Below are 13,787 nucleotides of genomic sequence, written 5' to 3' on the forward strand. Positions count from 1 at the left end.
TTTTTAGTGTCTCTATTTTCGAATCATAAATTTAATCTCAACTCTTCTAGCGAGTGATTCATCTTGAACAGAATAATCAACGCCATGATACTGTGTAAGAATTCTACTGGGGTGGATGCCTTTCAAAATCAGATGTTTTTTTACATTTTCTGTTCTGCGCATAGAAAGTCTTTCATTATAAATAGGACTTCCTTTTTGACTGGCATAGCCGTGGATATAAAAATCAATTTTGTCGGTGCTCTCGCTGATTGTTTTGAGTTCATTTAATACTGAGTGATAAGATGAATCAATAACGACAGAGTTATTTTCAAAGTAAATTGGCTTGGTTACGGAACCATATTTTTTAACAAGTTCAGGATAATTGGATAGTTCTTTTTTTTCAACTACAATCGTGTCCTTTGATGAAACAATTATTTGTGAAACAGTGGGAGCTGTCGCAGCGGCTTGGGTGATGACAATCGGTTTGGCATCGGGAGCTAATTTTTGTGTTTCAGATGCCTTTTTAAGTTCATTTATCCTTTTTTCTAAGGCGATTATTTCATCTTGGTATTTTTGATTGATTTCATTGGAAGATTTATTATCTGTATTAGTTTTTATCACAGTTACGCTTTCTTCTTTTTGGGTGCTTCTTTTTTGGTTTTGGGAAACAAGAGCGTTTAGCTGATTGATTTCTTTTTCAAGCGTATTGAGTTTAGTGTAAATCGCGTTCAGTTGACTTTGATTGATGGGATTTGTTGTTTTTGCTTGTGCTTGTGGGCTACTGATGTAATAGCTGTTTTCCTGATTCAAAACTTCTTGATGTACTTGTTTGGACTTGTCGGTTGAGGTTTCTTTGAATAAAGCTGCTCGTTTTTCTTGAATACGTTTTATTAAGGATATTAAATTTTCCTCGGAAATAATGATTTCACTAGTCGTGTTTTCCTGACTGTAAGCCATTACAGTATAAAGAATGAAAAAAAAGATAAAGCTAGTTTTCGTTTTCATAATAGTGTCTTTTATAAGGTTAGACACTATACTTGTTAAAAAGTCACAGTCCGAATTGTGACTTTTTAAAGAATTGAGTGTCATAATTATAGTTTGTTGATGAAAATCAAAGTTTTTTCGACAATAGTATATATGAAATTTTAAGAGTTCTAAAAGTACTATTGAGATATTTTAGAAAATTGAATACTAACCAATCAAAATACTAATCATGAAAAAAAAATTACACATTTTCTTGTTTTTGATGTTATCTAGCTTTTGTTTTTCCCAGGTAAAAGACATCAGTTTTACATTTTCGCCTTCGGCAGAATATACTTGGTGGGATAATCAGGCGGGTCTTAAAGATGGAACATTAATTGGTGGGAAATTAGGCTTTGGCTTTGGAGAGTTTATTGAGTTAAGAGCTACCTATTCGCAATCAGTAGATTTAAAAACTAATTTTGATGATTATGGAATAAGTGGTTTTTCAAACAGTATGTTTCAGCCTCGTGATATAAATTTAAGTCGCTGGGGCGGAGAATTTAAAGCTAATATTGGATCTGGAAAATTGAGTCCATACTTGGTAGTGGGTACAGGTGTTCAAAATATTGAAATTGAAGGAGGAGAAGAATATGAGCAAATCTACACAAGTCTTGGTTTGGGGATTAAAACTAAATTGTCCGACCGCATTGTTTTTACCGTAGAAGGGAAGAATACTTTGTACAATTTTAATGCAGGCCGATACCTTTTGACTGACGCCGACAAAACTAATTTTGGAGTAACTAATGCTGACTTTTCAAGTGGATTGCTTTCCAATTGGTCCGTCCAAGGAGCCTTGCAGTTTTACCTAGGAGGAAGAAAACCAGGAACTTTATCTGAATTAGATAGAGCTTATTTGCAAAAATTTAGAGGAGGTTTCAAAGGACTACGTTGGGTAGTAGAACCAAGTTTAAATTATATGAAGTTTGATGATAAGTCTGCCTTTAGAGATACTTGGTTATTGGGTGGTTATGCTGGTTTAGATTTTAATCAGTTTACTGGAATTAGGTTTTTTTACTTGCATGCTATGGATGATGATCAAATCTCGACCAACTTTGATAAATTTTCTATGTACGGATTAGAGTTCAGAGCGCGACTCAATGATGGAAATGGTGTGACGCCTTACCTTATTTTAGGAGGTGGTTATATAAATACTTCTAGTCAGTATCAAGGAGTAAATAACGTGAGTGTTCAGAGTGAAGAATTTGCCTCGGCAGGTCTGGGATTGAATATTCCATTAAGTAAAAACTTCCTCATAACGGGTGGCGCCAGAGGAATTTTGACCTCAAGTCAAGATGTTGAGGATTTGTCTAATCCAGATCAATTGCAAACGCATATGATGTATAATGCGGGTGTGAAATTAACATTTGGAGCAAAATCCAAAAATCCAGATGACATCTATCAGTCTCAAATGGATACCGCTTTAGAACGTCAAGATAAGATTTCTCAACAAGAATTTAAAACGAGACTGGAGCAAGAAAGAATGAATAATAAGATGAAATTGAATAAGCTTCAGTCAAAGTATCAAATGCAACTCGATTCTTTACAAGTTGAATTGGAAGCCGCAAATAAAGTGAATAATGTTGCCAAAGCAGTTACTGTCCTGGAACAAAAGGAGAAAACTCAAAAAGCCTTAAATGAAGTAGATGAGGTGGTTAAGAAAAATCAAGTTAGTCCTGACGAAGCTGAGAAAGTAGGTCTGCCAACTAAAACGGTTCAGCCTAAAGAGTTGATTAAAATGACTCCTGCTGAACTAGAATTGCTTATTGATAGGATTTTGGACAAAACAGAAAATCCTCAAAGGGAAGAATCGAGTTCAGAAAAGAGTACCATGGAGCAAATGAGTAAAAGGATTGAGTTTTTGGAAAAGTTGTATTTGGAACGAACAAATACTACAGCTCCCGACAAAAAAAAAGTAGAGGTCAATAAAGTGATCGAAGACAAAGTGACCACGAATAAAATGGATGTACTAAAAACTCAAGTAGAGTCAAACGAAAAAAAGATTGAAAAATTGGATGCTGCTGCCGATGAAAAAACAAAAGTAGTGGTGGTTGAAAAACAAGCCGAAGCTGTTCCAGTAGAGTCTGTACCTACTGAAAAAAGCTCAGAGGGTTTTCACAGTAGTGAAGAGTTGTTAAAAGAGTTAGGTGACAACAGTCGTTCAGAAAAGAGTTTGAATTATAAGGGCACGAGTCTTTTTACGGGAGTTAATTTTGGAGATCAAACTGCCTTTAATACTGGGCTGCGAATGAACTATGGAATCAGAAACACAGGAATGGAATTCATGCCCGAACTGTATTATGGTTTTTCAGACCCAGAATCTTTTGGGATTTCTGGAAATGTAGTTTACACATTCAATCCCATAGGTACTTCAGGATACGTAGCCCCATATTTTGGAATTGGAGCAGGAGTGATGAAGATTGATGGCGACACTAATTTTAATCACAATATCATCATTGGAGCCAACTTAAAAATAGCCAATGGCCGACTTTTCACCGATTTTACGCTTAGAGATTTCTTTAATAACGTACAATTTGCAGTGGGATATCGTTTGCCTTTTTAGCACAATATAAAACAATGATAAAAAACTTAATCCCCAAATCATAATCTGGATTGGGGATTTTGATGTTTATCTATATATGAAAAATAAGTTTTTTTGGGCATTCCCTTCGGTCGGGCTGTCCGCACTCGCTTTATTGTGGAGTCCCAAAGTGTTGGGACTCCACAATAAGAGCTCAAACAATTGCTCCCATCCCTAATGCAAACAAGGAAATAAATAACGTTTGTATTATTTTACGCTTCTTCGATTAATTCACCTTCAAATTCAGAGGCAATCAGGTTAGAGCGATCCAACCAATATTCTGAAGTAATCATTTCGTAATTTTCATTGTCCTGTGTATGGAGTTCCCATACAATTCCATCTGCGTCCGGAAATTCTGCGGCAGTAGTCATTGGTTCGTCAAAAAGACGTTTGATGAGGTTGTTTTCGGCAAGTCCGTTGTTGAGTATTTTCAAGAACTGTCCTTTTGTTAAATGCTTTTTTTCTTCAGAGCTAATCTTGCATTTCAAAATTATTGCTTTAGCATTGGGGAATTTCCCATTGTAAGCGTGATATAAGAGTTGGTTGCAGTGGAATAAAGGAGCATGAAGTTTTATTACAGGGTATTCTTCACAAATTTTATCCAATAGCATTTCGTTTGAAATTTGGTCAATCTGGCCTTCAGTGAGTTCATCAGATAATTTGAAATTTAGTAAAATAGCTGCTGCCTCATTAGGTTCGTAATCACTAATTGCCATAAATAAGAGTTCACGTAATTCATTATTATCTCTGCTTTTAGCGTCTGGGAATCCAAATGCATCGAGTAGTTTAACGTAGTCGTCAGTGGACCAGTATGAATGTAATTCTTCTATTGTTTCAATATTATCGATGGTAACTTGATATTTCATAGGGTTTGATTTAAATTTTGAAAGGTAATTTTAAATATACGGCTTTTTAATGAGAATCAACTAAAAGAATAGTTGTTCTAAGGGAATGGTATTAGAAGCAAAAATCCCGTTCGCCAAGGCGAACGGGATATGTTGAATTTAATAAAGAACATGCAAACAATCGTATTACTTAATGTTTAAGCTTCCAATCTTCAGGATGTAGTCGTTTATTGTTCCATTCCATTGCACAATAAGAGCTCAAACAATTGCTCTCCTCCCTAAGCGGTTATAGAGTCAATTAAAGTTGTGTGTTCTTATAGCACGATTTCTTGCAATGTTTTTTTTGACCTTGTGGGTATTAATTGAAAGTTTACATTTGCTGAATTAAGGAAATTGCTTTGTCAAGATTATAAGCTCCATCAATGGCATTCTTGTCAAAAACCATCATATATAAATAATTGGAACCAGAAGCTGTTGACCAGGCTTTTCCTAATCGTAATTTAGCGGAGCTGTCTGAATTGTCTCTGTCGGAACCTTTAGTTTCTACTACAATAACTTTATTGTTTTTGGTCACGATAATAAAATCAGGGTAATGGTTGGATTTGTAGCCATTTAATGCAAAACCTTTGCCTCTTCCTAAGTTGCGATGCCAAAATGAAATATTTGAGAATCCTGAAATTTTAGAAATAAATTCTTGTTCCAAACCATTCATATCTCCCTCATGGATATATAATGAGTTACCGATATCATTCCCTAGTTTTGAAATGATAATGGATTCGTCAAATTTCCAAATAGGTTCACTTTTAATTTTGTTGATTGCAAGCCAATCATTAAATACTTCTTCAGCACAGCTGTCTGCCAAATCATTGATTTTTTTCTTAATCAAATCTGCATACGATAATTTGTACTGATTAAAATCAATGAGCTCCTGAGCCGACATGTTTTCTAAAATCCTTGTAACATATTTTTTAATTTCGGTATGTGCAATAGGAGGCATTTTGTCAATCTGTTTCACCACAAAGTGAACTAAATCTTTGATTTGCCCTTCTTTCGGTTTTGCTAATATATAGTTGGTAATCTGCTCTTGAACCAAATTGTTTTCTATTTTAAAAGGAGACATTTTGTATTCACCTTTTCCAATTTCCTCTGTGTCAATTTTATACAATTCGGATGAAATACTTTTAAAAGCAATTTGAATATCTTTGTCTGATAGCTTGAAATTTTTCAATAAGTTTACTCTATCCAATATTACCGTTGCACCATCTTCCATCAGGAGGAATTCGTTTTTTGGGGTTTCAATAACAAATTTTGGGAGTCTGATTTCTCGTGCTTGTTTTGCTACGTTTTCACGCATTTTGTATTGTTTCACTTTTATTCCCACTTCTGTATATGTTTGTAAGGCGAAATCACTGTTTTCTTGATTTTTAATTTGTTGTTGAAATTCTTCGTTTTGGGCAATTGCTATTTCTTCAATCTCAAAAACGGTGGAGTTTGTGGCACTTATATCTTCTGGGTTGAATAGTATTTTTTTAGTGTCAAATCCGTTTTCGAAGGCGGTTGTTTCATTGTTTTGCTCTGGAAAAAGGAAACTGTCTAACGTTTTTTGTTCTACCTCTTCTTTTGCTAGTTGGGGCATTACATCTTTATCTCGGTAATCTTTTTCACTAAATCCAGATTGCTGTAGTCCCTTTATAATATTTTGTAGCGTATTTTGAAATTTGGCAGAAGCAGTGATTACATAAGATAGGTTTAACATCGTACTATCATGTTTCATTACATACGGCTGACGCAAAACACGACCCAATATTTGTGTCACATCAACCTCTGATGATTTGTCTGCTAATGATGCTAGGATATAAGCAAAAGGACAATCCCAACCTTCTTTCAAGGCGTTGATGGTAATGATATAGCGCACAGGACAATCGGGACTCATCAAATCAATACCTTTCAATTCATCTTTGTTTGCCGTTTTTATTTTGATATGATCATCAGGAATTCCAATAGAGATTAACTGTGCTTTTAGTCTGTCATAAGTAGTGTTGTCTTCCTTTCCTTTTGATTGTGCTTGAAACAAAACTATAGGACGAATGTATTTTCCGCCTTTACTTTCTAATATTTTAGCCTCGTTTTCTAGTTTGTGCTGCAAGTGCAATGCACTTTCAATTACGCTTTCTATATTTTGATGGTTGTACACAATCACAGGCAATTTGACCATGTGCTCTTTTTTGAGTTCAATGGCTGAAACCAAACTTACGATATTTGCATTTTGCTTGGGTGTGGCGGTCAAATCTAGAATGAAACTAGGATTGAGGTTGTTAAGCATTTCGACACTTAAATCACTTTCAGCATTATGGCTTTCGTCAACAACCAAAATAGGATTCAAACTTCGAATGACATTAATTAAAGCTTCTTTTTCAGTACCTTCAAGAATGTCTCTCTCGTCAATTTGAAAGTTTGCTAGGTTTGAGTTTTGTTCATTTATTTTACGGTCTTCCTTGTTTTTGGCTCGTATCGAAGCAAAATTCATAACCATAATGCTCAATTGTTCTTGGACTGACGATGGATTAAAACCTGCTCCTTGTAGTAGATCTCTTTTTTCAAAAATTTGCACTCTGTTGTTGAATAATGAATTCAACTTTTGGCAATAAGGATGGTCAGGATTAGACAAATTACGAACTGTTTGATCTAGCAGGTTGCTCCAAGGTACAAGCCAAACCACAGCTCTAGTTTTGTTATCGGGCATGGCGTCAAAAATAGTTTTGAGCGCATTACAAGCAATAAATGTTTTTCCTCCTGCTGTGGGAACTTTTATGCTCAAATGGACAGCGCCTGGAACAGTGTTTTGGTACGGTCTCATTCCCTCGCTGGTTAATGGATTGTAGTATCCTACTTTGTCCTGCCAAAAAGAATTAAAAGCGGTAGCTGCTTTTTTGTGATTTTGTAAGTACTCAAAATAGTTTGCTAAATCGTCAATGACTTGTTTTTGATAGCCTTTTAATTCCATGATTTTATTTGTTCTAAAAAAAATACTTTAAGAAGATTTTTTTACTCTTAAATTTTATATTTACTCTATTTAACTTAGATAAATTAACATTATGATTGAAAACGATATTTCATTTAAAATACGTGGGGCGATTTTTAGAGTTTATAATGTTTTAGGTCCGGGACTATTAGAGAGCGTATATGAAATTGCTTTAGCCCATGTTTTAACCGAAATGGGATTAGATGTTAAACGCCAAGTTGAGCTCCCTGTAATTTTTGAGGGAATCAAATTAGATAGCGCATTCAGAATAGATTTGCTAGTTAATGATTTGGTTATCATTGAACTTAAATCTGTTGAAGATTTGAGATCAGTGCACCATAAACAATTAATAACATATTTAAAACTTTCTAAACTAAAACTTGGCATACTTGTTAATTTTAATACTAATACTATTTTAGATTCAATTTTTAGGAAAGTAAATGGGTTGTAAATTTGTCCCGCAGATTCCGTAAATTTTGCAGATTGTAAATGCAACAATAAAAATCTGCTAAATCTGTTAGATCTGCGGGAAGCTTTCCTATCATCTAAAACCTTGTTATGTCTCTTGGTATTTTTTTGAATTCTATATTTTTTTCTCTTAAAAATGTTTCAGGCAATAGACAGTTGTCTGCATAGATGATGTATCGTTCTGCTTTTTGTTGTACATATGTGGCTAGGGAATCAAAGTCCAAAGTTGTTAGATTATCTTTGTCATAAATGAAATAATAACCAGTGTCGTTGTAGTTGCCTAGAAATACTTCTTTATCTTTTAGTAAACTTTCTGAAGAAGTTGAATAGGTTGTGCGTGTTTCTGTGTACCATACGTATTCTCGGATTTTATCAATAGCAATATTTTCATTTAGATTATTATTGTCGTCAAATAAGGGTTCGCCCAAAGTGTAATAATCGAAATTTCCTCCCGTGCCTTCGACTGCTTTTGAGTCTTCACCATAGCCTTTTATCACTCTTTTGACACGTTCAGCAGTGATGGTTTCGGCATAGTCCTCCATTTCAATCAAAATGAATTTTCTGTTACCGCCGTCTTGTTTGTTTAAATTCAAAACAGCATGCGCTGTTGTGCCTGAGCCAGCAAAGCTGTCTAGGATTATGGAGTTTTTATCCGTCGAAAGCTTTAAAACCTTGTCAATTAGTCTAGGTGGTTTAGGAGTGTCAAATGGAAACTCTGCATCCGAAAAGATGTTTTTCAGAATTTGTCGTGCTTCTTGATTGTCCCCGACTTCATCTCTAAGCCAAATTGTAACTGGAACTGTACCGTTTTGTACTTCTGTCAGGAATCTTTTTATGGAAGGAACGTTATTGCCCTTTTCACCAAACCAAATTCTGTTTTCTTTTAGTAAATCTGTGAAATTTTGTTTTGAAGTTCGCCAACATCTACCTTGTGGCGGTTTTACTAATCTACCCGACGGAGTAGTTATTTCATAATCATATTCTTTTGAATATGTTTTAACTGAAAAATCGCTAGATTTCCATGGACCTCGTATGTCATTGTCTAAGTTTTTATACCTACTATTTGCTTCATTACTTCTTGGAAGTAAATTCCTTACCCATCCTACTTCTTCATTATTGTTTTTGTTTTTTGCAAAACAGATTATAAAATCATGCATATCTGAAAAAAATCGTGCATCATTTTGAGGACTATATTTTTTTTGCCAAATAATATTTGCGACAAAATTACCTGCTCCAAAAATCTCATCCATCATTAATTTTAAATTGGCTTGTTCATTGTCATCGATCGAAATAAAAATTGCACCATCTTTCGCTAAAAGCTTGTGCAGCAGTTTTAATCTTGGGTACATCATACACAACCATTTGTCGTGGCGTGTTAAATCCTCACTTTCTTTACCAACAATTTTACCTAACCATTTCTTGATTTGTGGAGAGTTTACATTGTCATTGTAGACCCAGCTTTCATTTCCTGTGTTGTAAGGCGGATCAATGTAAATACAGTTCACTTTTCCTTCATATTTAGGCAATAATGATTTTAAAGCTTCGAGATTGTCACCATTGATAATGAGGTTGCCTGCATCGATTACAGTTTCGGTTTTTCCATTTTCTGAAAAACCATATTCATGATTCAGCACTTTGTATGGAACTTCTTGATGGTGATTGATGATTTTGTCTTTACCGATCCAGTGTAGTGTTGGCATTTTATGATTGATTTTTTCCAAATATAAATCTTTCGGACAAAACTCCGAACACTAAAATGAAATATTTTATTTGTGTTGGGTTTATTTGTTACGTGCAAAGCGAATTAGATAAAATAAAGGAAATCCTTACCGAAAGAATTCGTGTTCTCTTTATGGAACAACATAATGGGAATAAGCTTCAGTTTGCCAAAAAAGTTGGGTGTGATGAGAAAACTTTACGATTAATTTTTGATAGAAATCAAGGAATGACTATGAATTTGTTTTTTAAAATAGCTCATGCTCTCGATGTAGAACCCTCCGAACTCATTAAAGGATTAAAAATTGATTTAGAAAATGATATTTGATTTTTAGAAGTAGAAAATACTAAAAACCCAGACTTTGCTCTGGGTTTTTTTACTTGTGATTGAAATGTGATTATAATTTAACCTGGTGAGAGAGTTGTTCAAAACTATACTTTATTGTGAATAAGTTTGACTTTTTATTCTTGTAAAAAAAACACAAACTTTGTAAAAAAAGAAAATGGCAGGTATAGCAACCAATGTTGATAATCAGGTTTTAAAGCTTCAAGAACGTGGAATGATTTTCGACTTAGAAATTGAAAAAGTAAAAGAAATTTTACTCGATATTGGGTATTATAGGTTAGGATTTTATTGGAATCCATTTGAAATAAATTCAGACCATCAATTTCAAGAAGGCACATTGTTTTCTAACGCTGTTACTTTATATTATTTGGATGTGGATTTAAGAAATCTACTTCTTAAATATTTAAATAGAATTGAAATTAATTTTAGAACCAAACTGGTTTATTATGTATCTAATAAATACAAGTCTTCGCCTACTTGGTTTATAAATCCTAGAATAATAGATGTTCGGTACATTAATACGATTGGGAAGTATTATAATGAAGATTTTAAAAGAACAAACAAGACAATTAAATTGCATCATTTGAATAATATCAATGATTTATACGCTCCAGCATGGAAAACATTAGAATTTTTTACTTTTGGTGCTGTACTTAAAACTTTTAAATCTTTAAATGATACTGAGTTAAAGATGAGTATAGCAAATTTGTATGGTGTTTTAAATTTGTCAAAGTTTATTAATCTATTTGATACAATTGTGTATGTAAGGAATACTTGTGCACATGGTGGTGTCTTGTTTGATTTTAAAACCCCTAAAGGGATTGCTTCTTTACCAAATATTTGCTTTAATAATAACAATAGGCACTCTTTGGATTCTTCTATAAAAATAATTTCTTTCATTTTGAAATCGATATCTAATGAAAGGGCAAATGATTTGGATAGAGATTTGAATCAGTTATTTATGAAACATTCAGAAAATGAGATAATTAAAGATATTATTGCAAATAAAATTGGATTTAATTTTTGAATTAGTCATCTGATCTCCTTTCTTATGTTTTTACTTTAAAAAGTAAACTTTTCTTCGTATCTTTGTATGATAATAAGTGCCCTGCTTTTCTTTGCATTAGTGCTGCACTCTAAAAAAATAATATAAACCCAGACTTGCTCTGGGTTTTTTTGTTTAAAAGCTGTTTCTATTCTAGTCCTATGTATTTTTCTCTACAATTTTTAGTACCAGTTTGTCACGCTGAAAGCGTCTCAGTAAAGTTACTTAGCTATCTTGGTACTCTTTGAGTGTGACAAGTTGGAGGTTCTTGGATTGTGTGACGCTTTCAGCGTGACAAACTGTGAGGAACTGGTGTTGTTGTTTATACTAATCGTTTGGCTAATACGAATCCGCATGAGGGATAGAAGCAAGCTACCGAAGTAGCGCGGATAGCCCGACGGCAGTAGTAAAAGGGGCGACTACCAAGCTGCTGAGTTTAGCCCCTTTTTCTACTGGCGGCATGCCCAAATAAAGCAAAAATCCCGTTTCAACTTAATGAAACGGGATTTTCTATAAATAAACCTTTAGTAAACTAAGATGGATTACTCTTGTTTTGCCTCGCGAGGAGGTCTAGCGATAAGTGCTTTTCTTGACACTTTCTCTTTTCTAGTTTTAGGGTCAACACCTAAGTATTTTACTTGGAATACATCTCCCATGTTCACTACATCGGTTACGTTTTCAGTACGTTCCCAAGCCAATTCAGATACGTGTAATAAAACTTCGTTTCCTGGGGCTTCAGTATATTCTACTACTGCACCAAAATCTAACATTTTGATTACTTTCACTTCGTAAGCTTCTCCCATTTGTGGTTTGAAAGTGATTGACTTAATTTTAGCCAATACCGCTTCGATTCCAGCAGGATCCGTTCCTAAGATTTCGATAACCCCTTGCTCGTCTACTTCGTTGATTACGATGGTAGTACCGGTAGCTTTTTGTAATTCTTGAATTACTTTACCTCCAGGACCGATTAACGCTCCAATGAAGTTTCCAGGAATAGTTCTTGTAATGATTTTTGGAGAGTGTGCTTTAACATCAACTCTTGGAGTAGCAATAGTTTCAGTCAATTTACCTAAAATGTGTAAACGTCCCTCACGAGCTTGACTCAAGGCTTGTTCCATAATGTCATAACGCAATCCATCAATTTTGATGTCCATTTGACAAGCTGTAATTCCGTCGGCAGTTCCAGTTACTTTGAAGTCCATGTCTCCTAAATGATCTTCGTCTCCTAAGATATCTGAAAGTACAGCGAATTTTTCACCGTCAGTAATTAATCCCATAGCAATACCAGAAACTGGTTTTGTCATTTGAACTCCCGCATCCATCAAAGCCATAGTTCCTGCGCAAACAGTTGCCATAGATGAAGATCCGTTAGATTCTAATACTTCAGAAACAATTCTGATAGTGTAAGGACAATCAGCAGGAATCATATTTTTTAACGCTCTTTGCGCTAAGTTTCCGTGACCTACTTCTCTTCTTGAAGTTCCTCTAAGAGGTCTAGCTTCACCAGTTGAGAAAGGAGGGAAGTTGTAGTGTAAATAGAATTTCTCTTCACCTTGTTCAGATGGAGAGTCAATTTGGTTAGCTTCTCTAGAAGTTCCTAAAGTTACTGTTGCCAATGCTTGTGTTTCTCCACGTGTAAATAATGAAGATCCGTGTACAGATGGTAAATAATCTGTTTCACACCAAATTGGTCTGATTTCAGTTGTTTTTCTACCGTCCAAACGGATTCCTTGTTCAAGAATTACGTTACGAACCGCTTCTTTATTTGTTTTGTAGAAATATTTCCCTACTAATCCAGCTAAATCTGCATTTTCAGCATATTCTTCTTCTGTAAACAAAGCTTTTACTTCTTCTTTTACAGCAGCAAATTTTTCACTTCTTTCGCTTTTTCCAGATGCTTCGGCTGCAATAGCGTAACATTTGTCATAAGCAGCAGCTTTTACTTTTGCATAAACCGCTTCGTCTTCTACTTCGCCATCATACGTTCTGTATTCAGGAGAACCAACAGCCGCTCTTAAACGTTGTTGTGCTGCAATTTGTACTTTGATAGCCTCGTGAGCAAATTTAATTGCTTCAATCATTTCAGCTTCTGAGATTTCTTTCATCTCACCTTCAACCATGGCAACTGAGTCCATAGAAGCACCAATCATCATGTCAAGGTCAGACTTAGCTAACTCTTCTCTACTTGGATTGATTACTAATTTTCCGTCGATACGCGCTACACGTACTTCAGAAATTAAGTTGTAAAAAGGAATGTCAGAAACCGCAAGGGCTGCAGAGGCTGCTAAACCTGCTAATGCATCAGGCATTACTTCTTCGTCATGAGACATTAACTGAATCATAACTTGTGTTTCAGCGTGGTAATCGTCTGGGAAAAGTGGACGCAATACACGGTCTACTAAACGCATAGTCAATACTTCGCTATCGCTTGGACGCGCTTCTCTTTTGAAGAAACCTCCTGGGAAACGTCCTGCAGCTGCAAATTTTTCACGGTAATCTACCGTTAAAGGTAAAAAGTCAATACCAGGATTTGCTGTTCTTGCTGATACCGCAGTAGCTAGTATCATACAGTTTCCTAAACGCACCACTACAGATCCGTCAGCTTGTTTGGCTAATTTACCAGTCTCGATTGAGATGCTTCTTCCATCTCCTAAATCGATAATTTCTTGTTTTACTTGTGGAATCATAAAATTTTTCCTTTTTTGGTTAATAAAATGGGTAACTAGTTGTGTTGTAGTTGCTGCGCGTAGTTAATGCGTAAAACC

Annotated in this window: 9 protein-coding genes; 4 read left to right on the forward strand and 5 right to left on the reverse strand. The window is 34.9% G+C overall.

Annotated features, from left to right (window positions below):
- Positions 1–12 precede the first annotated feature (12 nt).
- Positions 13–984 carry an OmpA family protein gene (locus ACNH59_RS08435; RefSeq protein WP_418262107.1) on the reverse strand — a complete coding sequence of 324 codons (972 nt, stop codon included), beginning with the start codon at positions 982–984 and terminating at the stop codon, positions 13–15.
- A 208-nt stretch (positions 985–1,192) separates the two neighbouring features.
- Between ACNH59_RS08435 and ACNH59_RS08440 the strand changes: the two genes are divergently transcribed.
- Positions 1,193–3,562 carry a hypothetical protein gene (locus ACNH59_RS08440; protein WP_418262108.1) on the forward strand — a complete coding sequence of 790 codons (2,370 nt, stop codon included), beginning with the start codon at positions 1,193–1,195 and terminating at the stop codon, positions 3,560–3,562.
- Positions 3,563–3,792: 230 nt separating this feature from the next.
- Here ACNH59_RS08440 and ACNH59_RS08445 read toward each other — a convergent pair whose 3' ends face one another.
- Both ACNH59_RS08445 and ACNH59_RS08450 read right to left on the reverse strand, forming a co-directional pair.
- Positions 3,793–4,446, reverse strand: coding sequence for a hypothetical protein (locus ACNH59_RS08445; RefSeq protein WP_418262109.1), 654 nt, complete (start codon positions 4,444–4,446; stop codon positions 3,793–3,795).
- A gap of 349 nt (positions 4,447–4,795) precedes the next feature.
- Positions 4,796–7,429, reverse strand: coding sequence for a DEAD/DEAH box helicase (locus tag ACNH59_RS08450; RefSeq protein WP_418262110.1), 2,634 nt, complete (start codon positions 7,427–7,429; stop codon positions 4,796–4,798).
- Between the two features lie 91 nt (positions 7,430–7,520).
- Here ACNH59_RS08450 and ACNH59_RS08455 point away from each other — a divergent pair, with 91 nt between their 5' ends.
- Entirely contained in the window at positions 7,521–7,898 is a 378-nt protein-coding gene (locus ACNH59_RS08455; protein ID WP_418262111.1) for a GxxExxY protein, read from the forward strand.
- A 94-nt stretch (positions 7,899–7,992) separates the two neighbouring features.
- On the opposite strand, the gene ACNH59_RS08460 is transcribed toward ACNH59_RS08455, so the two are convergent.
- Positions 7,993–9,615: a site-specific DNA-methyltransferase gene (locus ACNH59_RS08460; RefSeq protein ID WP_418262112.1), complete on the reverse strand. Its 1,623-nt coding sequence runs from the start codon at positions 9,613–9,615 to the stop codon at positions 7,993–7,995.
- 56 nt (positions 9,616–9,671) lie between these two features.
- Between ACNH59_RS08460 and ACNH59_RS08465 the strand changes: the two genes are divergently transcribed.
- Positions 9,672–9,959 (forward strand): hypothetical protein, encoded by a 288-nt coding sequence (locus ACNH59_RS08465; RefSeq protein ID WP_418262113.1) that lies wholly within the window; start codon positions 9,672–9,674, stop codon positions 9,957–9,959.
- A gap of 175 nt (positions 9,960–10,134) precedes the next feature.
- Positions 10,135–11,004, forward strand: coding sequence for an Abi family protein (locus tag ACNH59_RS08470; protein ID WP_418262114.1), 870 nt, complete (start codon positions 10,135–10,137; stop codon positions 11,002–11,004).
- A 560-nt stretch (positions 11,005–11,564) separates the two neighbouring features.
- On the opposite strand, the gene ACNH59_RS08475 is transcribed toward ACNH59_RS08470, so the two are convergent.
- Complete coding sequence (locus ACNH59_RS08475; RefSeq protein WP_418262115.1) at positions 11,565–13,709, reverse strand: polyribonucleotide nucleotidyltransferase; 2,145 nt, start codon at positions 13,707–13,709, stop codon at positions 11,565–11,567.
- Between the last annotated feature and the right edge of the window lie 78 nt (positions 13,710–13,787).

Source organism: Flavobacterium faecale, from assembly GCF_048320115.1.
GTDB classification, from domain to species: Bacteria; Bacteroidota; Bacteroidia; order Flavobacteriales; family Flavobacteriaceae; genus Flavobacterium; species Flavobacterium faecale_A.

Coding starts and splice junctions, on each gene's coding strand:
- ACNH59_RS08450 (WP_418262110.1), bottom strand. CDS start 7,429: ATGGAATTAAAAGGCTATCAAAAACAAGTCATTGACGATTTAGCAAAC.
- ACNH59_RS08470 (WP_418262114.1), top strand. CDS start 10,135: ATGGCAGGTATAGCAACCAATGTTGATAATCAGGTTTTAAAGCTTCAA.
- ACNH59_RS08475 (WP_418262115.1), bottom strand. CDS start 13,709: ATGATTCCACAAGTAAAACAAGAAATTATCGATTTAGGAGATGGAAGA.
- ACNH59_RS08445 (WP_418262109.1), bottom strand. CDS start 4,446: ATGAAATATCAAGTTACCATCGATAATATTGAAACAATAGAAGAATTA.
- ACNH59_RS08435 (WP_418262107.1), bottom strand. CDS start 984: ATGAAAACGAAAACTAGCTTTATCTTTTTTTTCATTCTTTATACTGTA.
- ACNH59_RS08455 (WP_418262111.1), top strand. CDS start 7,521: ATGATTGAAAACGATATTTCATTTAAAATACGTGGGGCGATTTTTAGA.
- ACNH59_RS08460 (WP_418262112.1), bottom strand. CDS start 9,615: ATGCCAACACTACACTGGATCGGTAAAGACAAAATCATCAATCACCAT.
- ACNH59_RS08440 (WP_418262108.1), top strand. CDS start 1,193: ATGAAAAAAAAATTACACATTTTCTTGTTTTTGATGTTATCTAGCTTT.
- ACNH59_RS08465 (WP_418262113.1), top strand. CDS start 9,672: ATGAAATATTTTATTTGTGTTGGGTTTATTTGTTACGTGCAAAGCGAA.